Below are 22,669 nucleotides of genomic sequence, written 5' to 3'. Positions count from 1 at the left end.
AGGGCGGGCCACCACGCACGTGCGGGACGCCCCGCGGCGGGTGGGGGACCTGTGGGTCCGGTGGGTCCTGCAGGTCCCGTGGAGGCGAGGGGACTTGTGAGGTCGGCGGGGTCCGCGGGGTGCCGGACCGTGTGCGCTGTCCTGCCCGCCGTCGCCGGCACTTGCGCGGGGGTCGGCGACGGCGGGGGAACCGACGCCGGCCCCGGGACCGCGGCGTCTTGTGAGGCCGCCGCGGAGTCAGCGGACATGCGGCATCCGGTGGGTGCGGTGGCCGAGGCGCAGGCGGGTGGTGAGGGCGTGGGGGGCGACCGCGGCCTCGGCCTCCGTGCCGACAGCGGTCAGCGCGTCGAGCACGGCCAGGGGCGTGGTGTCCGGCTCCAGCCATACGTGCACATACGCGCGCAGCCGACGACGGCGGGTGTGGAGGCGCACCCGGGCGCGGGCGACTCCGTCCACGGATGCCGCGCGCCGGGTCAGTGCCTCCTCCAGCGCCTGCGTGCGCAGCACCCCGCCCGATGCGGCCAGCCGCAGCCGGGAGCGGACGCGCAGCCGGAGCTGTCCGAGGAACCACCAGGTCAGCAGTGCCGTGACCAAGGAGCCGACAGCGATGACGGCAGGCGTCCACCAGCCGTGCGCGCGCAACGCGGCCAGGCCCGAACGGTCCAGCAGCACGCTGCCGTCGGCGGGCGGAAGCACCCAGCCCATCCCGGGCACGGACGACAGCCGGGCGGTCAGCCGTTCGACGGGGGCGGTGCGCATGCCGGCCGACCACGCGCCGCTGAGCAGCAGCACTCCGCCGGTCACCGCCAACACCGCCCGGTTGACAGCAGTACGGGGCTCGGCCATCAGCGCTCACCTCCCGTGGGCGCGCTGTCGGTGCCGGTGCCGGTGCCGGTGCCGGTGCCGGTGTCGGTGTCGGTGTCGGTGGAGATGGGGATGGGGATGGGGATGTCGGTGGCGTCCGTGACGCTGATGCCGTCGGCCGGGTCGGACGAGGACGCCGGGTCGGACGAGGACGTCGGGTCGGAGGGCGACGTGGGGTCGGAGGGCGACGTGGGGTCGGAGGGCGACGTGGGGTCGGAGGGCGACGTGGGGTCGGAAGGTGCTGCCGCCGGGGCGGACGGCGATGCCGGGGGCGCGGAGTCCGGGGGCTGCCAGGTGGGTTCGGGGGTGAGCCGCACTCGCAGGCGCGGGAGGCGGCGCAGCAGGCAGTCCGCCAGCGCCGCGTGGGCGGCGGCCGCGGCCTGCGCACGGGCTTGCTCGTGGTCGCCGAAGGCCAGCGCGGCCCGTACGGTGGCGCGGCGGCGCCCGACCCGCACTCGTACCGCCGCGACGCCGTCCACGTCCCCGACGGTGTCGCGGAGCAGCGCCGCGACGGTCGTCCGGTCGACCGCCACGTTCCGCGCGGGCGTTGCGGCGGCCAGGGTGACCTGGTGCCGACGGCCCGGGGTGAGCGCGAGCACCACCATCCAGCAGCCCAGCACCGCGACGGCCGCACTCCCGACGACGACCGGCAACTCGCCCGGACCGTGCGCGGACAGCCACTCGACCGCCCGCGTCCGCCAGTCGGCGGCCGGGCGGTGAGCGGCGTGGACGCGCACGACATCGGCGGTCACCGCCGCACATCCGACGGCGGCGAGCAGGATCAGGACCGCGGCGGGGGCACGCCTGGCCGACCACCAGCGGCGCGGTGCCCGCCGCCCCGCGGCGGACGGTCCCGCGGCCGAGGGTTTCGCGGTCGACGACGCGGTGGTCGACGACGCGGCGGTCGACGGCGCGGCGGTCGATGACGCGGCGGTCGACGACGCGGTCTCGGGGACGGCGGGGGCACTGCGGGCCCGGGAGACGCCAAGGGCCGCGGAGACGGGAACCGCGCCCGAGCCGACCCCTGCGGCTGCGGCCGTGCCCTGTACGGCGGGGGCCGCCGGGGTCGTGGCGTCCACCGGCCCCACCCGAGCCGCAGGTTCGACCCGTCCCACCGACCCCGACGGCCCTGCCGACCCCACCGGTTCCGAGGGCACCGTCAAGCGGGTCACGGTCAGCCGTGCGGGGGCGACGCCCAGTCCGGTCAGCTCGCGGGTCCGGTCGGTCACATGGCGCTGCACCCGCCTGGCGGTGTCCGACAGCGGTGCCGGATAGGGCAGCGGCAGGCGCAGCGCCACGGAGGCCCGCCGCCCGTGGACGGACGCCGAGCCGCTGGCGCGGCCCGCCGCCGGACCGGGCAGTGCCTCCCCGGCGGCCCGCTCGGCGATCTTGCGGACGACCTTGTCCGCGACGGTGGTCGTGCCCCGCCGGGCGGCAGCGGTCATCGGCGGTTCCGCTCGAACAGCGCCCGCAGTTCGTGCGCCCGGTCGCCGCCGTCCAGCCAGGACCCCGCGCCGTAGCCGAGCGCGCCCAGCGCCGCCACGAGCAGGAAGGCACCGAAGCCGCCGAAGTAGGCGGCGAACGCCAGGGCCATCCCCGCGATCATGCCGATGAGCCCTCTGTCCATGTCTCTTCCCCGCCTTCCCCGCGAGCCCCCGACAGAGCCCGGCCGGTCCCGTCCCGTGGTGGTGCGCGGCGCCCTCGCGCCGCCGACTGCGTGCGAACCGGCCGTCCACAGCGGTCCACAGCCGTCCGCGGCGTGGACCTGCGGACGGCGTCGGGTCACTCGACGCGGGAGTCGGCCGACCCGTCCTCGGTGTCGTCCTCGGGCAGGTGGACGTCTATGACGGCGATGTTGACCTCGACGACCTCCAGGCCGGTGATCCGCTCCACCGCGCCGATGACGTTCTCGCGCACGTCGGCCGCCACGTCCGTGATGGACACGCCGTAGTCGACGACCAGTTCCAGGTCGATGGCGGTCTGCCGCTCGCCGACCTCGACCTTCACACCGCGGCCCACGTTCGGCCGCCCGCCGGGCACCCGGTCGCGGACGGCGCCGATGGTGCGGGACAGTCCGCCGCCCATGTCGTACACGCCGGGGATCTCCCGCGCCGCGATCCCGGCGATCTTGACCACGACGACGTCGGCGATGGAGGTCTTGCCGCGTGTCGGCGCCGGCTGGTCCGCGCCGGAGGCGCCCTGGGCGACCTCGGTCGTACCCGTCGCGGGCTTGTCCGGCTGCTGCGCCCGGGACGCCCTCTGGGACACCGGTGCGCTCCGCCGCTGGTTCTGCTGCGCCTGCTCGGTCTGCTCAGGCTGCTCGGTCTGCTGCGTGGTCATCGCTGCTCCCTCTCCTTCTGGTCCTTCTGGTCTCACATCGGACCTGGATCGGACTTCGGACCTTGCTCGGTCGTCGGGCCCGGTTCGCCCGTCGGCCCGGGTTCGCTCGTCGGGCCGGGTTCGCCCGTCGAGCCCGGTTCGCCCGTCCGACCCGGCCCGGTCGTCGGAGCCGGGTTCGGCGACTGCGCCCAGGGCGGGCGCGGTTCCGCGGTCCCACCCCGACGGACGGTCCCACTGCGTTGGACACCGGTGGACGGCAGTTGTGACGCACCGTTCCGAAAAATCTTCGGACGGTGTCCCGCGGGCAGGTGAGGGTCAGCTCACAACCACCGGTGCGTCACACGGGTCCGGTGATGCTGTCCAACGAGCAGACCGAACGAGAGGAGCGCCCTGTGACGGGGGACCGCACATCCGCCGGACCGCCCGGCGGCGGGGACGGGCCGGACGACGCCCTGTTGACCGTCCGCGCGGTCGAGGGCGACGAGGAGGCGTTCGCCGTCCTCGTGCGCCGGCACGCTCCGGCGCTGGTCCGGCTGGCCACCCGGTTGCTCGGCGGCCGGGCCGAGGCGGAGGACGCCGTGCAGGACGCGTTCCTCAGCGCCTGGCGCAAGCTGCCCGAGTTCCGCGGGGACTCCGCTTTCGGCACCTGGCTCTACCGCATCGTCACCAACCGGTGCCTGAACATCCTGCGCGCCCGCAAACCGCAGGATCCGCTGGACGCGGCGCAGGAGCCGGCCGCACCCGCCCACACCGTCGCGCCGGACCGGATCGCCGAAGGACGCGCGGCCGTGGGCGACCTGCACCGCGCGCTCGCGGACCTCTCGGCCGAGCAGCGGACCTGCTGGATCCTGCGAGAAGGGGACGGCCAGTCCTACGCCTTCATCGCGGACACCGTCGGCATCAGCCAACAGGCCGTCCGCGCCCGCGTCTTCCGTGCCCGACGCCATCTCACCAACGCTCTGGGGGCCTGGCGATGACCAGTCGCATCCACCCGCCCGCTTCCCCGCCGCCGCCCGAGCCGCCCGGCGCGTCCGACCCGGACGACGAACTGCTGCCCTGCGGGCGGCTGCTGTCGCAGGTGTGGGCCGACCGGGAGGAGGGCACCTCCGACGGTCACGAGCGCACCTGCCCGCACTGCCGCCGGGCGGTCGAGGAACTGGACCGTCTGGAGACGGCCGTACGGGGACTGCACGACGCGGCGGACGACCCGGCGGCCTCGTACGACGCGGCGCCGCTGACGCAGCGCGTCATGGACATCGTCCGCATGGAACTGCGCCCGGGGCGCCCGCTGCCCCTGGCCCCGCCCCCCGAGGACCTGTGGATCATGGAGACGGCGGCGGCCCGTACGCTGCGGGCCGCCGCCGAGCAGGTGCCGGGCGTCCGCGCGGGCTCCTGCCGTATCGCCCCGGAGCCGGATCCCGCGGAGCGGGACTCCGCGGAGCGGGACTCCGCGGAGCGGGACTCCGCGGAGCGGGACTCCGCGGAGCGGGACTCCGGCACGGGCCGGGTGTCCGTGCGCCTCGGCATCCAGGCGCTGCTGTCCGCATCCGAACCGCCCGACCTGCCGCGCCTCGCGGACGCGGTGCGCCTGCGGGTCGAGCGGGCCGCCGACCGGCACCTGGGACTGCGGACCGCGACAGTCGACGTCCACGTCACGGACCTGGTCGACGCCGACGGGCCGGACCCGGACCCGGACCCGGACCCGGACCGGAACCCGGACCCGGACCGGAACCCGGACTCGAACCCGAACCCGGACCCGGACCGGAACCCGGAACCGGGCCCGGGCCCGGCGGACGCGCCCGTGCCGGACGCCCCAGGGGCGAACGTGCCGGACGGAGCCGGGAACAGCAGCGGGAAAGGTACGGGCCGATGAGTCAGCACGCCGTCCTCAGCGAGGATCTCGCCGCGGCCGTCCGGGACGTGCCCGGCGTCGCCTTCCTCACCCCTGGCATCACCCGGCGGCTGCGGTCCGCACTCACCGGCTCCGAGAGTGCGTCCCCCGCGGGACTGCGCGTCAGTCGGCCTGCGGGGGAGGGCGCCCCGTGGCGGATCGACGTACGGATCGTCACCTCCGCCGAGGCCCGCGCGGTGGACGTCGCCCGCGCGGCGAGCGCCGCCGTCACCGCCCGTCTGACCGAGACGCACCCGGCCGACACCGCCCGGGTGACCGTCACCGTCACCGGCATCGTCTGACGGCACGGATTCCGTACCCGGCCGCAGCCCCCCGGCCGGAAAGGAGCGCAGCTCCCCGGCCGGGAAGGACCGCAGCCGCCCGGCCGGAAGGGGGATGCAGCCGCCCGGCCGGAAACGGTCGAGGGCGCGGGGCCGCTCAGTCCGTGGTCGACGGGGGGCCTGCCGCGTCGATCTCGGCGACGAGTGCCTCGATGCGGCTCCTGATCGCGTCGCGGATGGGGCGTACGGACTCCACGCCCTTTCCTGCGGGGTCCTCCAGCGCCCAGTCGAGGTATGTCCTGCCGGGGAAGACCGGGCAGGCGTCGCCGCAGCCCATGGTGATGACGTAGTCGGACGCCTGGACTGCCTCGGGGGTGAGCACCTTCGGCTGCCGGTCGGAGATGTCGATGCCGACCTCGCGCATCGCTTCGACCGCCGCCGGGTTGACCCGGTCGCCGGGGAGCGAACCCGCGGAGCGGACCTCGACGCGGTCGCCCGCGAGGTGGCTGAGGAACCCGGCGGCCATCTGCGAACGCCCGGCGTTGTGGACGCAGACGAACAGCACGGACGCGGTGGGGGCGGAGGGCATCGGTTCATCCTTCCGAACCGCCTCCCGCCTCCGTAGGGCGGTGGCGGCCACGGTACGGGCCGGTCTGGCATCAGCTTCGAGTGATGTGACAGTATCAGCGCATGCTGACGTCAGTCGAGACTGATCTGATCCGCGTCCTGGCCGACCCGCTCCGGATGACGATCGTGCATCTGCTCGCCCGGGAGACCTTGTGCACCACGCACCTGGTCGAGGAGACCGGCGCGCGCCAGACGAACCTCTCCAACCACCTGCGGGTGCTGCGCGACGCCGGAGTGGTGGACACCGAGCCGTGCGGCCGGTTCACCTACTACCGGTTGCGGCCCGATGTCCTCGCCGCTCTCGCCGGGCAGTTCGCCGAACTGGCCGAGACCGCCCGCACCACCGCAGCCGCCGACGTCAAGAGGGCCTGCCCATGAGCACCACCGAAGAGACCACCGAAGAGACCGCCGAAGAGACCGCCGGTCCGCCCGGGGGCGGGGGCGTCGTCCGCGGACTCTCCACGCTCGACCGCTTCCTGGCCGTGTGGATCCTGGCCGCCATGGCCGCCGGCCTGGGGTTGGGCCGGGCGGTTCCCGGGCTGGACGACGCGCTGTCCAGGGTCGAGATCGGCGGCATCTCGCTGCCGATCGCCGTCGGTCTGCTGATCATGATGTATCCGGTGCTGGCCAAGGTCCGCTACGACAGGCTCGACGCGGTCACCGGCGACCGGAGGCTGATGGTCTCGTCGCTGGCCCTCAACTGGATCCTCGGTCCGGCCGTGATGTTCGCCCTCGCGTGGTTCTTCCTGCCCGACCTGCCCGAGTACCGCACCGGACTGATCGTCGTCGGACTGGCCCGCTGCATCGCCATGGTGATCATCTGGAACGACCTGGCCTGCGGTGACCGCGAGGCCGCCGCCGTGCTCGTCGCCCTCAACTCCGTCTTCCAGGTCCTCGCGTTCGGCCTGCTCGGCTGGTTCTACCTCGACCTGCTGCCCCGGTGGCTGAACCTCGGCGACGGGCAGGGGCTGGACGTCTCCGTCTGGCACATCGCGCTGAACGTCGTCGTCTTCCTCGGTGTCCCGCTGCTGGCCGGATTCCTCACCCGCCGCCTCGGCGAGAAGAAGCTGGGCCGCGGACCCTACGAGCGGAACTTCCTGCCGCGGATCGGGCCGTGGGCGCTCTACGGGCTGCTCTTCACGATCGTGCTGCTCTTCGCACTGCAGGGGAGGACGATCACGTCGCAGCCGCTGGACGTGGCCCGGATCGCCCTGCCGCTGCTCGTGTACTTCGCGCTGATGTGGTTCGGCGCCTTCGCGCTCGGCAAGACGATCGGCCTGGCCTACGACCGCACGGCCACCCTGGCCTTCACCGCCGCCGGGAACAACTTCGAGCTGGCCATCGCGGTGGCCATCGCCACCTTCGGCGTCACCTCGGGCCAGGCGCTCTCCGGTGTCGTCGGTCCGCTCATCGAGGTCCCGGTGCTGGTGGCGCTGGTCTACGTATCCCTGGCCTGGCGCGGGAAGTTCGCCGCGCGGTGACGCGGCGGGCCGCCGGCCCGGTGCCGCGGGGTTCCGCGGGGGTTCGCGTTGCTGCACGGCTCCGCGGTTCCGTGCGGTCGCGTGGTCCGTACGGCGGGCTCAGGCGATCGCAGGGCTGCGGCGCTCGACCAGGACGACGTCGCGCCAGCGGCCGTGGTGGCGGCCGATCCGCTCACGGGTGCCGATGACCCGGAACCCGGCGCGCTCGTGGACGGCGAGACTGGCGGTGTTCTCCGGGAAGATCCCCGACTGGACGGTCCAGACCCCGGCGGCCTCGGTGGAGTCGATCAGCGCTCCGAGCAGCGCGGTGGCGACGCCCCGGCCCCGGGCCTCGGGATGGACGTAGACGGAGTGCTCGACCACCCCGGCGTATGCGCACCGGTCGGAGACCGGGCCGGCCGCGATCCAGCCGAGGACCGTTCCGTCCGCGTCGAGGGCGGCGAAGCGGTGCTCGGGCAGCTTGGCCGCGTCGAAGGCGTCCCAAGTGGGCGCCGTGGTCTCGAAGGTGGCGTTGCCCTCGTCGATGCCCGCCTGATAGATCGCCAGCACCTCCTCGGCGTGCTCCCGGGTCAGCGGGAGGACGTGTGCGCCGGATGCGCCCAGGCGGTCCGGCATCAGGCGGCCGCCGGACCGGTCGTCAGGATCTGTCCCATCGCCGCGAGCACGGAGGGGGCCACGCGGTAGTAGACCCAGGTGCCGCGCCGCTCGGAGAGCAGCAGCCCGGCTTCCTTCAGCTTCTTCAAATGGTGGGAGACGGTCGGCTGGGAGACCCCGACGTCGGAGATGTCGCACACGCACGCCTCGCCGCCCGGATGGGAGGCGACCGTCGAGAACAGCCGCAGCCGCACCGGGTCGCCGAGCGCCTTGAACATCCGCGCGGCGGTCTCGGCCTCCTCGGCTGTCATGGGGCGCTCGGTCAGCGGCGGGCAGCACGGCACCACCGCGGCAGGTGGGGTACTGGACTTCGGCATATCCCTATTTTGACACAGATCGAAACAACGTTCCGGAGGGGCAGGGACGCCGGCCGGACTGATTAGATGCTCGTCTATGTTGACGAGTGTCGAATCAGATGTCACGCTGGTGGGGAGAAGACATAGACAGGCATCGAATCAGTGAGTCGGCGCGGCTGCCCCCTCCGCCCCCGTCGTGACCAGCGGCGGAGCCGGTGCATGACGCCGCGGCCACCCGCCCGCACCCCGGAGGAATCCCCTGTCATGAGCACCCAGCAGCTTCCCGTCGTGGTGATCGGTGCCGGTCCGGTCGGCCTGGCCGCGGCCGCGCATCTCGTCGAGCGGGACATCGAGCCCCTCGTCCTGGAGGCCGGCCCGGCCGCCGGGACAGCCGTCCGCGCGTGGTCCCACGTCCGGCTGTTCTCCCCCTGGAGCGAGGTGACCGACCCCGCGGCGGAGAAACTGCTCGCCCCGACCGGCTGGACCGAGCCCGACGCGGCCGCCTACCCCTCGGGCGGCGACTGGGCGGAGCAGTATCTCCAGCCGCTCGCCGAGGTACTCGGAGACCGGGTCCGCTTCGGCGCCACCGTCACCGGTGTCGCGCGGGCCGGGCGCGACCGCGTCGTGGACGCCGACCGCGAGGCCCAGCCCTACGTGGTCCACGTCCGGTACGTGGACGGACGCGAGGAACGGGTCACCGCCCGCGCGGTCGTCGACGCCTCCGGCACCTGGAGCGTTCCCGGCCCCGCAGGCGGCAGCGGCCTGCCCGCCCTCGGCGAGAAGGCAGCCGCCGACCGCATCACCTACCGCGTCCCCGACCTCGGAGACCCGGCGGTACGGGCCCGCTACGCGGGCAAGCGCACCGCCGTCCTCGGCTCGGGCGCCTCCGCCTTCACCGCCCTCGCCCACCTGGCCGACCTCGCCGGGACGGACGACGGCGCCGGCACGAAGGCGCTGTGGCTCCTGCGCCGGGGCATCTCCGATTCCACCTTCGGCGGTGGCGAGGCCGACCAGCTCCCCGCCCGCGGCGCCCTCGGCCTCGCGGCCAAGGCCGCCGTCGACGGCGGCCACGCCGAAGCGGTCACCGGCTTCCGCACCGACTCCGTCGAGCAGGCAGCCGACGGCGGCCTGGTGCTGGTCTCCGAGGACGGGCAGCGTCTCCAACCGGTGGACGAGATGATCGTCCTCACCGGCCTCCGCCCGGACCTGTCCTTCCTGTCCGAGATCCGCCTCCGCCTGGACGAACGCCTCCAGGCACCGGCCGAACTCGCCCCGCTGATCGACCCGAACGTCCACTCCTGCGGCACCGTCTACCCGCACGGCCATCGCGAGCTGTCCCACCCCGACCAGGGCATCTACCTCGTCGGCATGAAGTCCTACGGCCGCGCGCCGACGTTCCTCGCGCTGACCGGCTACGAGCAGGTCCGCTCCGTGGCCGCCGCCCTCGCCGGAGACCTCCCATCCGCGGACCGCGTCGAACTCACCCTGCCCGAGACCGGCGTGTGCAGCGGCACCGGACTCCCCGCCACTCCGGCAGCCGAACAGCCGCCCGAGGGTGGCTGCTGCGGTTCGTGACCGGCACGCTTCCGCGGGTACCGGCACGCTTCCGCGGGCACCGGGGGCGTACTGCCGGTGCCCGGCCACCGCAGGAGAGGGGGTGACCCGAGGGTGTCAGTCCTGGCGGACACTGAGCAGATCGCCGGGCTGGCAGCCCAGTTCGCGGCAGATCGCGGTGAGGGTGGAGAAGCGGATCGCCTTCGCCCGGTCGTTCTTGAGAACGGAGAGATTGACCACGGTCACCCCGACCCTGGCCGCCAGTTCGGACAGGGTCATGCCCCGCTCGGCCAGCAGCCGGTCCAGATGGATCCGGACGCGGTGCTCCTCTTCCGGTGGCATCAGATCAGTCCCTCGGTGTCGGCGCGCAGCTTCGTACCGCGCCGGAAGACTTCTCCCAGCGCCAGGATGAGGAAGGCCAGCAGCACATGTTCCCCGGTGAAGGTGACCGAGAACGGCACCTGCTCGGCCATGGGGGAGCCACGCACCAGCATTTCCGTGGTGAGCGCCGGCAACACCGGGGTGAGAACGGCCTGCACCAGCACCGTCAGCCCGAGGGCGCTCAGACGCCGGGCGTTCGCCGGCACGAAGATGTCGCCGCCGCTCAGGGTTCGGGCCACCTTGAAGAGGAGCACCAGGACGAGGAGCAGGAACAGGCTGCCCACGACCCCCGGAAGGGCGAGCAGCAGCCGCTGGCCCAGGTCGGGGTCGGCGAAGACGAGCTCCGCCCGCCGGGTGCCGGTGAGGGTCATGCCGTGGCCCGTCACCGCGGCGGACACCTTCTCCGGTATGCGGGCCGCCGCCTCGGGCTCGACCTCGACGCCGTCCATCGGACCATCCCGCAGCCCGACCACCCCGAGTGCCGGAAGCAGCACCCCGAAGACGCCGACCAGTACAGCAGCCAGGCCCAGAGCTGCTTCCAGAAACCGGCTGTCGGTCCGGCTCCACCAGGTCTTGGTGCCCATGATCTCCCCCTGCCCGCAGTGACATATCGTTTGTCGATGATATCGACAAACGATATGTCAGTCGTTCACGTGGAGGTACCCCGGGGGAGCCTGCTCACCGGCAACAACCTGCCGCCGGCTGGAGGGAGGGCGCACCCGCGGCGGCCCGTCGAGTTCCCGCCCTTCGTCCTCCGGCCGCAGCGTTCGACCGCCCGGCGCTCAGTCCTCCTCGTCCCCCTCGTCCTCGTCGTCGTCGAAGACCTCGTCGATGACCTCGGCGGCCACGAATCCCCCGGCCACGCCGACGGCGACGCCCGCCGCCGCACCGGCGACGACGGCACCGGTGCCGGGCCCGGAGCGGTGACGACCGTCGTGCGAGGCGTCGTGGTGGAGTCCATGGCCCTGGTGCGGCACATGCCCAAAGTGGCCTGCTGCGTGGCCGCCGCCATGGTGCTCGACCATCTGCTGCACCCAGGAGTCGACTTCGGCGTTCCAGTCGACGTGCTCGACTCCTTCGTGGCTGACCGCGAAACGGTTGACGGCGTCGTGTCCCTCGGAGAAGAGCCCGCCGCGCTTGTCGGCCTCCAGGACGACCTCCATGCCGCCCGGGGCGGCGAGGAAGGTCACCTCCACCTCGTTGACGGCGTGGGCGTACTGCGGGGCGGGGGAGAGTTCGATCTCCTGGTAGAACGGCAGCGTCTGTCCCGTGCCGTGGATGTGGCCCAGTTCCAGGTCCGCGGACTTGAAGCCGAACCCGAGCTGTCCCAGGGCCTCCAGCACCCCTTCCTGCGCGGGCAGCGGCGCCACCCGCAGGGGGTCGAGGTCACCCTTGTCCCTGGCTCCCGCGACGGCGAGCTCCGTTCGGATTCCGAGGGCCAGGCCGAGGGGCTGGCCGTGCAGCTCGGTGATCGGCGTCTCCCACGGAAGGGTGACGGTGAACGGCACGCTGCGGCGCTCGCCCTCGGCGAGCCGGAACCCGCCGCCCACCGTGAGACGGTCGAAAGCGATCACGCCCTCGTGCTCCTCGTCACCGTGTTCCGCCTCGACGCGGGCGACGAGTTCGAGAGTGATCTGCTCGATCTCGCAGTCGGCGGAGCCACCTTCGAGATGCACCTGTCCGGTGAGCGGACCACCCGGCCGCACCGGTCCGTCGTCCAGGACCGTGTCCACCGAGGGGCCGCCCACCCCGAGAGCCCCGAGAAGCTTTTTGAACACCATCGCGGGCGTTCTCCTTCACTTGTCTGCCGACGCTTGAGTGCGGGCAGTCCCGCCCCGGCCACGGGGCGTATCCGCCGCAGGCTCCACGCTACGTCAGGCTTCTACACCACTGTAGTTTTCAAGTCGCCACCGATGCCGGTGTTCCCGCCGCCCGTCGCGCCGTTGCAGAGACCCGGCGGCCTCGACCTGAGGAGAGCAACGGGCGTGGGCAGCGGGACGACTGCGTCACCGGCCGCGCCTGTCGTCGACCTGCCGTTGACGGCACGGCGAACCGATCAGCCTGCCGGGCGGCCCCGCCGCTGCCGCTCGCCGTGCGTCCCGCCCCCTGTCCGCCGGTCACCCCGGAAGAACCAGGGCATGTCCGGTTCCATCAGCGGACGGAACAGCTTGCGCACCGGAGACGTGCACAGCAGCGTCATCATCGCTGCGACGAGCACCGTCAGGGCGACACGGCCCGCCGGATGACCCACCCAGTCCAGGCTGTACCAGTCCAGTTCGCGGGAGAGCTGGATCGGATACACGTGCAGCAGGTAGGCGTACAGCGTGCCCGCGCCCAGCGTGGTGAACCACAGGTGCCGACGCGGAACCCAGGCCAGGAAGCACGCTGTCAGCACCAGGCCGCAGCCGAAGACGGCCAGGACCATGGTCGCGCCGACCCAGGCAGGAACCCCCATCTCCTCCGCCGACTTCTCCCGCAGGAACCAGCCCGAGGACATGCGTGGCACCGCCCAGTAGGCCAGCAGCAGTGCACAGGCCACCACCGGCACCGCGAGCCGGCGGGCCGCACGCTGCTGCACGAGTGCGAAGTGCTCCGGCCGCAGTTGCAGCCCCAGTACGAAGAAGGGCAGGAACTGCGCGATGCGCATCAGATCCAGGTCGTTGCCGACGCTCGGCGTGACACTCGCCCCGACGGCGATCGCCAGCGCCACCGGTACCGGCCAGCGCAGGTTCTTCCACACCGGCGTGGTCAGTCGCCACACGAACAGGGCGACGAGGAACCAGAGCGCGAACCCCGGCTCCTGGTAGTGGAACTCCCGCTGCGGGTCGTCGAGCCACCGCATGAAGAGCGTGTAGACCGTCTGGAACGCCAGATACGGCACCAGAACGCCCGTCACCAGTCGCACGATCTGGCGTGGGGTGCCCTCGTAACTCCGGGAGAGATAGCCGGAGATGATGATGAAGGCCGGCATGTGGAAGGCGTAGACCGTGGCGTACAGGGCGCCGGCGGCGCGGCTGTCGCCCTGCATGGGTGCCCACAGGTGCCCGGCCCCCACCAGCACGATGGTGAGGTACTTCGCGTTGTCCAGAAACGGGTCGCGGCGGCCGGACGGGCGGCCGGTCTTCGCGGATGCAGGTAGCGCTGACGGTCTCTCCACCGGCGAAGCGAGGGGTGCCGGGCGGGCGGAGGGCAGCGGTGTTCGCGTATAACCAGCCTGCAACATTATGAGCACGATAGCGGTCAAGTCTGTGTAAGCACACAGCCGGGAGGGCACCGGGAACGGTTCGGTGGATATGTCCGTGCCCTCGTGCTCCCCTCGCGCTGCCGCCCGGCTGGGGCCGTGAGACGCCACCTGGATCGGTCCGGCCTCTGCGCAGCCGTCCGCTCCTCTGCTTCCTCTGCTTCCTCTGCTTCCTTCTCTTCTCCTCTTTTCCATCGTTGGCCCCGCTGGTGAGGCCGGGCGACGCGAGGTGAAGTCGGCTGAATCCCTCACTCGGCCCCGTCACGGCCTCGACGACGACCGCTGAGATCGGGGTGGTCACACCTTCCTGAGGGCAATCGTGTTCGGCCGGAGCTCTCCAGGTCGTCCACTCCGAGATGAAGACGCTGACCTGTCCTCTCTGCCGGAGAGCGCTGACGGCGAGCAGTCCGGCGCCGCGCGTGCTCCGTGTCGAGGCCCTCCAGGTCCGCCGGCGCCGCTTCGCGCGCTCGCCCTCGGTGACGGCCCCGCGCTCCTCCTGCGGAGTCGGCCGGCTCCTGCAGGCGGTCCCGATCCCTTTTCGAGGCCGGGAACTACGTAGGGCCCCACCGCCGAGGCGGTGGGGCCCTACGTTCAGCCCGGTGAGGCTGGGCGGAGGATACGAGATTCGAACTCGTGAGGGGTTGCCCCCAACACGCTTTCCAAGCGTGCGCCCTAGGCCACTAGGCGAATCCTCCGCCGCAGACTGTACAAGACCATGAGGGGTGCTCGCGAACTCGGATTCCGATCACGGATCCGGGGGGTGGGGTGGCGGGGCAGGAGGTCGAACGGGAGGCGGGGGATCGGGTAGTGTGGCGGCAGCCCCTCACGTGGCGCTATCTGACTGAACTCCCCCAGGGCCGGAAGGCAGCAAGGGTAGGTCGGCTCTGGCGGGTGCGTGGGGGGCGTTTGCGTGCCCGGGTTCCGGGGTTGCCGCGGCGTGGGCCACTTGTCGGTGTCGGCCTATATCGTCGGGGGTGTGTCGTCCCTCGCCCTGTACCGCCGCTATCGCCCCGAGACCTTCGCCGAGGTCATCGGGCAACAGCATGTGACCGACCCGCTGCAGCAGGCGCTGCGCAACAACCGGGTCAACCACGCGTACCTCTTCAGCGGCCCGCGCGGCTGCGGCAAGACGACCAGTGCGCGCATCCTGGCCCGGTGCCTGAACTGCGAGCAGGGCCCCACGCCCTCCCCTTGCGGGGAGTGCCAGTCGTGCCGTGACCTGGCGCGGAACGGGCCCGGGTCGATCGACGTCATCGAGATCGACGCCGCCTCGCACGGTGGTGTGGACGATGCCCGCGAGCTGCGGGAGAAGGCGTTCTTCGGCCCCGCCTCGAGCCGCTACAAGATCTACATCGTCGACGAGGCGCACATGGTGACCCCCGCGGGGTTCAACGCGCTGCTGAAGGTCGTCGAGGAGCCGCCCGAGCATCTGAAGTTCATCTTCGCGACGACGGAGCCCGAGAAGGTCATCGGGACCATCCGTTCGCGTACGCACCACTATCCGTTCCGCCTCGTCCCGCCCGGCACGCTCCGTGACTACCTGGACGAGGTGTGCGGTCGCGAGCAGATCTCCGTCGAGGACGCGGTGCTGCCGCTGGCCGTACGGGCGGGCGCCGGCTCGGTGCGGGACTCGATGTCGGTGATGGACCAGCTTCTCGCCGGTGCGGGTGAGGACGGTGTGACATATGCCATGGCGACCTCGCTGCTCGGCTACACGGACAGCGCGCTGCTGGACGACGTCGTGGACGCGTTCGCCGCCGGTGACGGGGCGCGGGCGTTCGAGATCGTCGACCGCGTCATCGAGGGCGGGCACGACCCGCGCCGGTTCGTCACCGACCTGCTGGAGCGGCTGCGGGACCTGGTGATCCTGGCCGCGGTGCCGGACGCCGTCGAGAAGACGCTGATCGACGCGCCCGGGGACGTGGTCGAGCGGATGCAGGCCCAGGCGTCCGTCTTCGGCGCGGCCGAGCTGAGCCGCGCGGCGGACATCGTCAACACGGGGCTGACGGAGATGCGGGGGGCGACCTCCCCCCGGCTGCAGCTCGAACTGATCTGCGCGCGCGTGCTGCTGCCCGCCACGTACGGGGACGAGCGTTCGGTGCAGGCCCGGCTGGACCGGCTGGAGCGCGGCGCCGCGGCGGCTGCGCTGAGCGCTCCTGGTGCCGGTGCTGGTGCTGGTGCCGGTGGTCCCGGTGCCCCCGCACCCGGTGCGGGGGCGCCTGGTGCCGGCGGTGGTCCGGGTGCCGGTGCCCCCGGTGCCGGTGGTCCCGGGGCCGCTTCGGGTGCAGCGCCGGGGTACGCAGCTTCCGGGGCCGGTGCCTCCGGTGTCGGCGCTGCCGCTCCCGCGGCCGGTGCCGGAGCGGTCGAGGGCCATCCCGACGCCGTTCCCGCGGGGCCGCCCGCCACGGGCGCCCCCGGCCCTTCCGGTGGTGCGGACGGAGCCGGCCCCGCGGAGCAGCCGCCCGCGGAGCCCGCGCGGCGGCCCGGTGCCTGGCCGGGCGGAACCGGACCCGGCGGCGGTGGCGGAGCGCCCGGCGGTGGCGGTACGGGGGAGCCCGCGCGGCGCCCCGGCGCCTGGCCCGGTACGGCAGGTCCGTCGAGCGGCGGCTCGGCGGCGTCCGCGCCGACCGACTCCGCGCCCGCAGCTTCAGCGCCGACTCCCGCGGCTCCGGACCGGACCGGTCCGCCCGCGTCCGCGCCGACCGGCCCCGCGGGCTCCGCGCCCGCGGGCGGGCCCGCGCCGGGCGGCGGCGACGCCGCACAGATCCGGCAGATGTGGCCGCAGATCCTGGAGGCCGTCAAGAACCGGCGGCGCTTCACCTGGATCCTGCTCAGCCAGAACGCGCAGATCGTCGGCTTCGACGGCAAGACCCTCCAGGTCGGCTTCCCGAACGCGGGCGCCCGCGACAGCTTCGCCAATGGCGGCAGTGACGAGGTGCTGCGGCAGGCGCTCGGCGACGCGCTGGGCGTGCAGTGGCAGGTCGAGGCCATCGTCGATCCGTCGGGCGGCGGCGGTGGTGCCGGGGGCCCTAGCGGGCCGGGCTCCGGGTACGGCGCGGGGTCCGGGACGACGGGAGGCGGCGCTGCCGGTACGCGGAGCGCGATGGCGGCGCCCGCTCCCGCCCCGGCGCCGCCCCAGCAGTGGTCGGCGGCGCCCTCCGCGCCCGGCGCCGCGGCTTCGGGGCCTGCCGCGTCCGCGTCGAGTGCGCCCGGCGGGACGGGGCAGCACGCGACGGCCTCGGCGGCCGAATCCGGAGCGGTCCCCTCCCAGGCGTCCGCACCGGCTCCGGAGGCACCGCGTGCGGCATCCGCTCCGTCCGGCTATGTGCCGGAGGAGGACATGCCCGCCGAGGACGACCCCGACCTGGACGAGTCCGCGCTCTCCGGGCACGACCTCATCGTCCGGGAGCTCGGAGCGACGGTCCTGGAGGAACTCCGGCACGACTGACAGCCGGGTGGTGCCTCGCCGGGCCACCGCGCAGTGCCCGGGCCGCGCAGTGCCCGCGCGGTGCGGTGTCCCTGCGGTGCGGTGTCCCTGCGGTGCGGTGTCCCTGCGGTGCGGTGTCCCTGCGGTGCGGTTGTCGCCTCCGGCGTCGCACTTCTCGCCCTCCTGGCCGATCGGTGCCGCGCCCCCTCGGCCATGCAGGAAGCGGCGTGCCGCGGGCGGGGGCGGTGCGTCCGCCGGGCCGCCCGGCCGGTGAAGGGTCGGAGAAGGTCCGGGGAGGGGCGGCCGGTCCAGGGCTGAGCACGTAGGCTCGGGGCGTTGAAGAGGCGTCTAGTGAGCCAGGAGCAATCGTGATTCCCGGTGGTGGGCAGCCTGACATGCAGCAGTTGCTGCAGCAGGCGCAGAAGATGCAGCAGGATCTGGCCGCGGCGCAGCAGGAGCTGGCCGAAACCTCCGTCGAGGGCTCGGCGGGCGGCGGCCTGGTCAAGGCGACCGTCAACGGTTCCGGTGAGCTCCAGGGGCTGGTCATCGACCCGAAGGCGGTGGACCCTGAGGACACCGAGACCCTCGCGGACATGGTGCTCGCCGCCGTCCGCGACGCGAACGGCGCCGCTGCCGAGCTCCAGCAGCAGAAGCTCGGCCCGCTCGCGCAGGGCATGGGCGGAATGCCCGGCCTGCCGTTCTGAAGCGACCCGTCCGGCCGGTTCGGTCGGTGCGGCAGGTACTGCCCGTTCGGTCGGTACTGCCGGTACTCCGGGTACGTCGGTGAACGTCGGTCCGGCCGGTTCCCGCCGGTACGGCGGATTCCCACCGGACCGGCCCGGGACGGCCGGCCGGCGGGAATCGGCCGGCGGGAAGCGACCGGCCGGTTCGGCCGGCTCGGGCGACACCCTGCCGGGTTCGGGCGAGTCCTCGGTCCTGCGGCGCTCAGTGCGGTCCCGGGCCGGGTACGCCGGCCCGGACAACAGGGGGCGGAGCCGGAGGTCGAACGGCCGTTCAGTCGGCGGTCGGCTCCCGGTCAGCGGCTAGTGGTGGCCCGTACGGACCACTAACGTACTCAGAGGACGAACAGAGAGCAGGCGGGAGCCATCCGTGTACGAAGGCGTGGTCCAGGACCTGATCGACGAACTGGGCAGACTGCCCGGCGTCGGTCCCAAGAGCGCGCAGCGGATCGCTTTCCACATCCTGCAGGCCGAGCCCGCCGACGTACGCCGGCTCGCCGGTGCGCTGACCGAGGTCAAGGAGAAGGTCAGGTTCTGCGCGGTGTGCGGCAACGTCGCGCAGGAGGAGCAGTGCCGGGTCTGTGCCGATCCGCGCCGTGACGCGTCGGTCATCTGCGTGGTCGAGGAGCCCAAGGACGTCGTGGCGATCGAGCGCACCCGCGAGTTCCGGGGGCGGTACCACGTGCTGGGCGGCGCGATCAGCCCCATCGAGGGGGTCGGCCCCGACGACCTGCGGATCAGGGAGCTGCTCTCCCGCCTCGCCGACGGGACGGTCACCGAGCTGATCCTCGCCACGGATCCCAACCTGGAGGGCGAGGCGACGGCCACGTATCTCGCGCGGATGGTCTCCGCCATGGGGTTGAAGGTGACGCGGCTGGCGAGCGGGCTCCCCGTCGGGGGAGACCTGGAGTACGCGGACGAGGTCACGCTGGGGCGGGCCTTCGAAGGAAGGCGGCTCCTGGATGTGTGAGCCCGTGCGAGGCTGTGCGAGCCAGGGCCACGAAGAGCCCACAGGGGAGAGGTTGCCCGATGTCTGATGCGACGCTGAACTCCATCAAGAACAGTCCCGACGACTTCGCCGTGCAGATCAGCGACCAGATCGAGAGCTTCGTGGTCGCTGTCACCGAAGTCGCCAAGGGCGACGATCCGGACAGCGCGGTCCCCTATCTCCTGCTGGAGGTCTCGCAGCTGCTCCTCGCGGGCGGGCGGCTGGGCGCGCACGAGGACTTCCTCCCGGACGAGCGGTACGAGCCGGACGTGGGCCCGGAGCCGGACGTGGACGAGCTGCGCGAGCGGCTCGCGGCGCTGCTGAATCCGGTCGACGTCTACTCCGAGGTCTTCGACCCGTATGTGCCGCGCTCCGCGCCGGTCGCGTGCCGGATCTCCGACGATCTCTCGGACGTCCTCACCGACCTGCGGCACGGCATGGCCCACTACCGTGCGGGCCGGGTGAGCGAAGCGCTGTGGTGGTGGCAGTTCTCCTATCTCTCGAACTGGGGGCCGACCGCTTCGGCATCGCTGCGCGCCCTGCAGTCGCTGGTGGCGCACGTCCGGCTGGACAAGCCGCTCGACGAGCTCGACGGACTGGACACCGACAGCAACGCCGCGGACGAGGACGGCTCGCTGGAGGCCGAGGCCGGTGCCGTGATGGCCGCCGAGATCGGCGGCCCGCTGGGAATGCGGCAGAGCGAGGCGTAGCCGCCCGGGGGCCGCGGCCGGTCGCCGGTCCTCGGGCGGTACGCCGTCCGGCAGTCCCGGGGCGGGTACGTCGTGGCGGCTGTCGGCTGCTGCGCGCCGCGACCCCGCCCGGAGTGCACCGACTGCGGCCGGCCCGGAAGCCCCGAATCCCTGCGCGGCGGTCTCTGCCGCACCTGCCGAGCCGAACCCGCCCCACCGCGCGACGGCCTGCCCGGCGAGGACGTCCGCCGCTGGGCGGCCCTGGTACGCGGCGGCCTGGCCGCGGGCCGACCACCCATCCGGCCACGGCCGGCCCGGCCTCGCCACGGAGAAGCTGAAGGACTACGTCCACTGAGCCGCGGGGGACAACGGTTCGGGAGGCAATGGTTCGGTCGGTCCCGCCGCCGCCCTCACCGGCCCCTGAACCGGTTCCCGGCGCCGTCCCCCTCCCTCACCCCAGGATTCCGGCCTGCCGCGCCGCGGTGAGCCAGGACGGGAATTCGCTCAGCAGGCTCTGGTAGAGGGCGTCGTCCGAGAGGGTGAGGGGCGCCCGGCCTGCCGGGAAGAACCCGGCGTTGTCCACCATGCGCTTGGCCGGGACCGGGAGGTCGTCGAGCATGCGCAGGAAGTCGAACTGCTTGCTGTCCGGATCGCCGAAGCCGACGAACTGCCAGAACAGCGGCAGCCGTGCCGCCGTGCACAGTACGTGCTCGGCGGCGGCGCGGGAGGTCGGACCGCCGTCCGTCTGGAAGATCACCAGGCCGGGGTCGGTGGCGCCCGAGGCGGTGTAGTGGTCGATGACCGCCTGCATGGCCACGTGGTAGTTGGTCCGGCCCATGTGGCCGAGGCTGTCGTGCAGGGCGCCGATGCGGTCCTCGTAGGCGTCCAGACCGACCTCGGCCGTGCCGTCCACCTCGGTGGAGAAGAAGACGACCGGCACGACGCCGTCGTCGTCGAGGTTCGCGGACAGCCCCAGCGTCTGCTCGGCGAGGTGCTGGACCGTGCCGTCCTTGTAGTAGGGCCGCATGCTTCCGGAACGGTCGAGCACCAGGTAGACCGCGGCCCGCTGGCCCTCCAGTCCGGCGCTCTCCAGGGAGCGGCGGGCGGTCTTGTACAGGTTCACCAGTCCGGGAGCCCGCGCGGTGACCTTCCGCAGGTCGACCGCCGGCCCTCTCCCGGCGGGGTTCGCACCCGCCGCGTGCTGTCCCGGCCGGCTCGACTGTCCCGACTGTCCCGACTGCCCCGGTGTCCGCTTCACGTAGTCGATGGCCATGTGGGCCTCCTCGCTCCTCGTCCCTCGTCCCCGCTTCTCGTACCGCAGCGGGTCCGGCCGGGCGGCGGGGGCCGCGCCCCGAGCCCCGGGGCGGTCGGGAGCCGGACCGGTCCCGTTCCGCCAGCTCACGGTCGTGCCCCACCGACCCTCGGCCCTCCGTCGGCACTCCGCCGGGCCGCTGTCCGGCACAGTACGGAGTACGCGGCGGCCGAGTGCGGCAAAGCGGAAAAGCGGGAGAACCGAATAAAGGGAAAGCCAGAAAGAGGCTGATACGGCACGATATGCCGGAGTGGGGTCCTTCGTCCGGGGTGCGCCGCGGGGGATCGTGAACAGACTCACGTTTCCGTGTCATTTCGGCCCTGGTGGGCAGGGGCCTCCGCGGACGGGACCGGGTTCCGTCCGGTCGATACACTGAGCCGACCAGCGGATCCCATCCTTCCGGGCAGCGTCGCACGGAGCGCCGGGGTCCCGGGAAATGATTCGAGGAGCGAGCACACGTGGGCCTTGTCGTGCAGAAGTACGGCGGCTCCTCCGTTGCCGATGCCGAAGGCATCAAGCGCGTTGCCAAGCGGATCGTCGAAGCCAAGAAGAACGGCAACCAGGTTGTCGTCGTGGTCTCGGCGATGGGTGACACGACGGACGAGCTGATCGATCTTGCCTCAGAGGTGTCTCCGGTCGCCTCCGGCCGCGAGTTCGACATGCTGCTGACCGCAGGAGAGCGGATCTCCATGGCCCTGCTGGCGATGGCGATCAAATCCCTCGGTCACGAGGCGCAGTCGTTCACCGGCAGCCAGGCGGGTCTGATCACCGACTCCGCGCACAACAAGGCGCGGATCATCGACGTCACCCCCGGCCGGATCAAGGATTCGGTCGACGAGGGCAACATCGCGATCGTCGCCGGATTCCAGGGCGTCTCGCAGGACAGCAAGGACATCACCACCCTGGGCCGAGGCGGTTCGGACACCACCGCGGTCGCGCTGGCCGCGGCGCTCAATGCCGAGGTCTGCGAGATCTACACCGACGTCGACGGTGTCTTCACCGCCGACCCGCGCGTGGTGAAGAAGGCGCGGAAGATCGACCGGATCTCCTTCGAGGACATGCTGGAGCTGGCGTCGTCCGGCTCCAAGGTGCTGCTGCACCGCTGCGTCGAGTACGCGCGCCGCTACAACATCCCGATCCACGTGCGGTCGTCCTTCTCCGGCCTGAGGGGTACGTGGGTCACGAACGAGCAGCCGGACGGGCAAGGGGAAGAGTCGATGGAGCAGGCGATCATCTCGGGTGTGGCGCACGACACGTCCGAGGCCAAGGTCACGGTCGTCGGGGTGCCGGACAAGCCGGGCGAGGCCGCCGCGCTCTTCCGCGCGGTCGCGGCCGCCGAGATCAACCTCGACATGGTGGTCCAGAACGTCTCCGCCGCCTCCACCGGGCTCACCGACATCTCCTTCACGCTGCCCAAGTCCGAGGGCAAGAAGGCCATCGCCGCGCTGGAGAAGGTGCAGGGCACGGTCGGCTTCGACTCGCTGCGCTACGACGACCAGATCGCGAAGATCTCCCTCGTCGGTGCGGGCATGAAGACCAACCCGGGCGTGACGGCGACCTTCTTCGAGGCGCTGTCCGACGCCGAGGTCAACATCGAGCTGATCTCCACCTCGGAGATCCGCATCTCGGTCGTCACCCGCGAAGAGGCCGTGCAGGACGCGGTCCGCGCCGTCCACTCCGCCTTCGGACTGGACAGCGACACCGACGAGGCCGTGGTCTACGGCGGCACCGGCCGCTGACCGGCGCTTTCCGCCGGTCAGCCGGACCCACTGGCCACGGTGGTGCGCACTGACGGACAATGGCGCTCCCCGCCCCTGCAACCGGCAGGCAGGCGGGGAGCGTCTTTGTGTCCCTGGAGCCTGACGCGCACGGGGAGCGCGGTCGAGGGCCTGGGAGACACGGG

Annotated in this window: 23 protein-coding genes, 1 tRNA gene and 1 other RNA gene; 12 read left to right on the top strand and 13 right to left on the bottom strand. The window is 72.6% G+C overall.

The window, feature by feature from the left end; translation table 11 throughout:
* Positions 1 to 237: 237 nt before the first annotated feature.
* The 4 genes from BMX65_RS04660 to BMX65_RS04645 all read right to left on the bottom strand — a co-directional run bounded on the left by BMX65_RS04660 (position 238) and on the right by BMX65_RS04645 (position 3,204).
* Positions 238 to 846, bottom strand: a complete 609-nt coding sequence (locus BMX65_RS04660; protein WP_074998876.1) for a hypothetical protein — start codon at positions 844 to 846, stop codon at positions 238 to 240.
* A complete protein-coding gene (locus BMX65_RS04655; RefSeq protein ID WP_074998875.1) occupies positions 846 to 2,309 on the bottom strand; it encodes a DUF6286 domain-containing protein in 1,464 nt (487 codons plus the stop codon). The genes BMX65_RS04660 and BMX65_RS04655 overlap by 1 nt, the downstream gene beginning before the upstream one ends.
* Positions 2,306 to 2,491, bottom strand: coding sequence for a hypothetical protein (locus tag BMX65_RS04650; protein WP_074998874.1), 186 nt, complete (start codon positions 2,489 to 2,491; stop codon positions 2,306 to 2,308). Before BMX65_RS04650 ends, BMX65_RS04655 begins: the two co-directional genes overlap by 4 nt.
* 155 nt (positions 2,492 to 2,646) lie before the next feature.
* A complete protein-coding gene (locus BMX65_RS04645; RefSeq protein ID WP_074998873.1) occupies positions 2,647 to 3,204 on the bottom strand; it encodes an Asp23/Gls24 family envelope stress response protein in 558 nt (185 codons plus the stop codon).
* A 392-nt stretch (positions 3,205 to 3,596) separates the two neighbouring features.
* On the opposite strand from BMX65_RS04645, the gene BMX65_RS04640 reads away from it, so the two are divergent.
* The 3 genes from BMX65_RS04640 to BMX65_RS04630 are packed head-to-tail and all read left to right on the top strand — an operon-like array spanning position 3,597 to position 5,397.
* Positions 3,597 to 4,181, top strand: coding sequence for an RNA polymerase sigma factor (locus BMX65_RS04640; protein ID WP_074998872.1), 585 nt, complete (start codon positions 3,597 to 3,599; stop codon positions 4,179 to 4,181).
* Positions 4,178 to 5,077 carry a hypothetical protein gene (locus BMX65_RS04635; protein WP_074998871.1) on the top strand — a complete coding sequence of 300 codons (900 nt, stop codon included), beginning with the start codon at positions 4,178 to 4,180 and terminating at the stop codon, positions 5,075 to 5,077. Before BMX65_RS04640 ends, BMX65_RS04635 begins: the two co-directional genes overlap by 4 nt.
* Positions 5,074 to 5,397, top strand: a complete 324-nt coding sequence (locus BMX65_RS04630; RefSeq protein ID WP_074998870.1) for an Asp23/Gls24 family envelope stress response protein — start codon at positions 5,074 to 5,076, stop codon at positions 5,395 to 5,397. Before BMX65_RS04635 ends, BMX65_RS04630 begins: the two co-directional genes overlap by 4 nt.
* Positions 5,398 to 5,533: 136 nt before the next feature.
* Here BMX65_RS04630 and BMX65_RS04625 read toward each other — a convergent pair whose 3' ends face one another.
* Entirely contained in the window at positions 5,534 to 5,965 is a 432-nt protein-coding gene (locus BMX65_RS04625; protein WP_074998869.1) for an arsenate reductase ArsC, read from the bottom strand.
* Between the two features lie 101 nt (positions 5,966 to 6,066).
* Here BMX65_RS04625 and BMX65_RS04620 point away from each other — a divergent pair, with 101 nt between their 5' ends.
* Both BMX65_RS04620 and arsB read left to right on the top strand, forming a co-directional pair.
* Positions 6,067 to 6,381 carry an ArsR/SmtB family transcription factor gene (locus BMX65_RS04620; protein WP_074998868.1) on the top strand — a complete coding sequence of 105 codons (315 nt, stop codon included), beginning with the start codon at positions 6,067 to 6,069 and terminating at the stop codon, positions 6,379 to 6,381.
* A complete protein-coding gene (arsB, locus tag BMX65_RS04615) occupies positions 6,378 to 7,484 on the top strand; it encodes an ACR3 family arsenite efflux transporter (RefSeq protein WP_074998867.1) in 1,107 nt (368 codons plus the stop codon). The genes BMX65_RS04620 and arsB overlap by 4 nt, the downstream gene beginning before the upstream one ends.
* Before the next feature lie 99 nt (positions 7,485 to 7,583).
* Here arsB and BMX65_RS04610 read toward each other — a convergent pair whose 3' ends face one another.
* Both BMX65_RS04610 and BMX65_RS04605 read right to left on the bottom strand, forming a co-directional pair.
* Entirely contained in the window at positions 7,584 to 8,099 is a 516-nt protein-coding gene (locus tag BMX65_RS04610; protein WP_074998866.1) for a GNAT family N-acetyltransferase, read from the bottom strand.
* Positions 8,099 to 8,455, bottom strand: coding sequence for an ArsR/SmtB family transcription factor (locus tag BMX65_RS04605; protein ID WP_074998865.1), 357 nt, complete (start codon positions 8,453 to 8,455; stop codon positions 8,099 to 8,101). Before BMX65_RS04605 ends, BMX65_RS04610 begins: the two co-directional genes overlap by 1 nt.
* Before the next feature lie 243 nt (positions 8,456 to 8,698).
* On the opposite strand from BMX65_RS04605, the gene BMX65_RS04600 reads away from it, so the two are divergent.
* Positions 8,699 to 10,009 (top strand): FAD-dependent oxidoreductase, encoded by a 1,311-nt coding sequence (locus tag BMX65_RS04600; protein ID WP_074998864.1) that lies wholly within the window; start codon positions 8,699 to 8,701, stop codon positions 10,007 to 10,009.
* A gap of 96 nt (positions 10,010 to 10,105) precedes the next feature.
* On the opposite strand, the gene BMX65_RS04595 is transcribed toward BMX65_RS04600, so the two are convergent.
* The 5 genes from BMX65_RS04595 to BMX65_RS04575 form a co-directional block, all read right to left on the bottom strand.
* Positions 10,106 to 10,330 carry a helix-turn-helix domain-containing protein gene (locus BMX65_RS04595; protein WP_074998863.1) on the bottom strand — a complete coding sequence of 75 codons (225 nt, stop codon included), beginning with the start codon at positions 10,328 to 10,330 and terminating at the stop codon, positions 10,106 to 10,108.
* The gene (locus tag BMX65_RS04590) at positions 10,330 to 10,953 is read right to left on the bottom strand and encodes a DUF2975 domain-containing protein (protein WP_074998862.1); all 624 of its coding nucleotides are present in this window, start codon (positions 10,951 to 10,953) and stop codon (positions 10,330 to 10,332) included. The genes BMX65_RS04595 and BMX65_RS04590 overlap by 1 nt, the downstream gene beginning before the upstream one ends.
* 198 nt (positions 10,954 to 11,151) lie before the next feature.
* Positions 11,152 to 12,150, bottom strand: coding sequence for a sporulation protein (locus BMX65_RS04585; RefSeq protein ID WP_074998861.1), 999 nt, complete (start codon positions 12,148 to 12,150; stop codon positions 11,152 to 11,154).
* A gap of 275 nt (positions 12,151 to 12,425) precedes the next feature.
* On the bottom strand, positions 12,426 to 13,526 hold the full coding sequence (locus tag BMX65_RS04580) for an acyltransferase family protein (protein ID WP_074998860.1): 1,101 nt from the start codon (positions 13,524 to 13,526) through the stop codon (positions 12,426 to 12,428).
* A 694-nt stretch (positions 13,527 to 14,220) separates the two neighbouring features.
* A tRNA-Ser gene (locus BMX65_RS04575) sits at positions 14,221 to 14,305 on the bottom strand.
* Positions 14,306 to 14,425: 120 nt separating this feature from the next.
* Here BMX65_RS04575 and ffs point away from each other — a divergent pair.
* The 5 genes from ffs to BMX65_RS04550 all read left to right on the top strand — a co-directional run bounded on the left by ffs (position 14,426) and on the right by BMX65_RS04550 (position 19,475).
* Positions 14,426 to 14,520, top strand: an RNA gene (gene ffs / locus BMX65_RS04570) — signal recognition particle sRNA small type.
* 66 nt (positions 14,521 to 14,586) lie between these two features.
* Entirely contained in the window at positions 14,587 to 17,058 is a 2,472-nt protein-coding gene (locus tag BMX65_RS04565) for a DNA polymerase III subunit gamma and tau (RefSeq protein WP_074998859.1), read from the top strand.
* A gap of 347 nt (positions 17,059 to 17,405) precedes the next feature.
* Positions 17,406 to 17,741: a YbaB/EbfC family nucleoid-associated protein gene (locus tag BMX65_RS04560; protein WP_074998858.1), complete on the top strand. Its 336-nt coding sequence runs from the start codon at positions 17,406 to 17,408 to the stop codon at positions 17,739 to 17,741.
* A 406-nt stretch (positions 17,742 to 18,147) separates the two neighbouring features.
* Entirely contained in the window at positions 18,148 to 18,747 is a 600-nt protein-coding gene (gene recR / locus BMX65_RS04555) for a recombination mediator RecR (protein ID WP_074998857.1), read from the top strand.
* Positions 18,748 to 18,806: 59 nt separating this feature from the next.
* The gene (locus BMX65_RS04550) at positions 18,807 to 19,475 is read left to right on the top strand and encodes a DUF5063 domain-containing protein (RefSeq protein WP_074998856.1); all 669 of its coding nucleotides are present in this window, start codon (positions 18,807 to 18,809) and stop codon (positions 19,473 to 19,475) included.
* 430 nt (positions 19,476 to 19,905) lie between these two features.
* Here BMX65_RS04550 and BMX65_RS04545 read toward each other — a convergent pair whose 3' ends face one another.
* Positions 19,906 to 20,727: a VWA domain-containing protein gene (locus BMX65_RS04545; protein WP_079171695.1), complete on the bottom strand. Its 822-nt coding sequence runs from the start codon at positions 20,725 to 20,727 to the stop codon at positions 19,906 to 19,908.
* Positions 20,728 to 21,224: 497 nt separating this feature from the next.
* On the opposite strand from BMX65_RS04545, the gene BMX65_RS04540 reads away from it, so the two are divergent.
* Positions 21,225 to 22,505, top strand: coding sequence for an aspartate kinase (locus tag BMX65_RS04540; protein ID WP_019354760.1), 1,281 nt, complete (start codon positions 21,225 to 21,227; stop codon positions 22,503 to 22,505).
* Positions 22,506 to 22,669 lie beyond the last annotated feature (164 nt).

The sequence above is a fragment of the Streptomyces qinglanensis genome (assembly GCF_900111245.1).
Taxonomy (GTDB): Bacteria; Actinomycetota; Actinomycetes; order Streptomycetales; family Streptomycetaceae; genus Streptomyces; species Streptomyces qinglanensis.
This window is presented reverse-complemented; position numbering and strand designations above follow the sequence as displayed.

Coding starts and splice junctions, on each gene's coding strand:
- BMX65_RS04660 (WP_074998876.1), bottom strand. CDS start 846: ATGGCCGAGCCCCGTACTGCTGTCAACCGGGCGGTGTTGGCGGTGACC.
- BMX65_RS04655 (WP_074998875.1), bottom strand. CDS start 2,309: ATGACCGCTGCCGCCCGGCGGGGCACGACCACCGTCGCGGACAAGGTC.
- BMX65_RS04650 (WP_074998874.1), bottom strand. CDS start 2,491: ATGGACAGAGGGCTCATCGGCATGATCGCGGGGATGGCCCTGGCGTTC.
- BMX65_RS04645 (WP_074998873.1), bottom strand. CDS start 3,204: ATGACCACGCAGCAGACCGAGCAGCCTGAGCAGACCGAGCAGGCGCAG.
- BMX65_RS04635 (WP_074998871.1), top strand. CDS start 4,178: ATGACCAGTCGCATCCACCCGCCCGCTTCCCCGCCGCCGCCCGAGCCG.
- BMX65_RS04630 (WP_074998870.1), top strand. CDS start 5,074: ATGAGTCAGCACGCCGTCCTCAGCGAGGATCTCGCCGCGGCCGTCCGG.
- BMX65_RS04625 (WP_074998869.1), bottom strand. CDS start 5,965: ATGCCCTCCGCCCCCACCGCGTCCGTGCTGTTCGTCTGCGTCCACAAC.
- BMX65_RS04620 (WP_074998868.1), top strand. CDS start 6,067: ATGCTGACGTCAGTCGAGACTGATCTGATCCGCGTCCTGGCCGACCCG.
- arsB (WP_074998867.1), top strand. CDS start 6,378: ATGAGCACCACCGAAGAGACCACCGAAGAGACCGCCGAAGAGACCGCC.
- BMX65_RS04610 (WP_074998866.1), bottom strand. CDS start 8,099: ATGCCGGACCGCCTGGGCGCATCCGGCGCACACGTCCTCCCGCTGACC.
- BMX65_RS04605 (WP_074998865.1), bottom strand. CDS start 8,455: ATGCCGAAGTCCAGTACCCCACCTGCCGCGGTGGTGCCGTGCTGCCCG.
- BMX65_RS04600 (WP_074998864.1), top strand. CDS start 8,699: ATGAGCACCCAGCAGCTTCCCGTCGTGGTGATCGGTGCCGGTCCGGTC.
- BMX65_RS04595 (WP_074998863.1), bottom strand. CDS start 10,330: ATGCCACCGGAAGAGGAGCACCGCGTCCGGATCCATCTGGACCGGCTG.
- BMX65_RS04590 (WP_074998862.1), bottom strand. CDS start 10,953: ATGGGCACCAAGACCTGGTGGAGCCGGACCGACAGCCGGTTTCTGGAA.
- BMX65_RS04585 (WP_074998861.1), bottom strand. CDS start 12,150: ATGGTGTTCAAAAAGCTTCTCGGGGCTCTCGGGGTGGGCGGCCCCTCG.
- BMX65_RS04550 (WP_074998856.1), top strand. CDS start 18,807: ATGTCTGATGCGACGCTGAACTCCATCAAGAACAGTCCCGACGACTTC.
- BMX65_RS04545 (WP_079171695.1), bottom strand. CDS start 20,727: ATGGCCATCGACTACGTGAAGCGGACACCGGGGCAGTCGGGACAGTCG.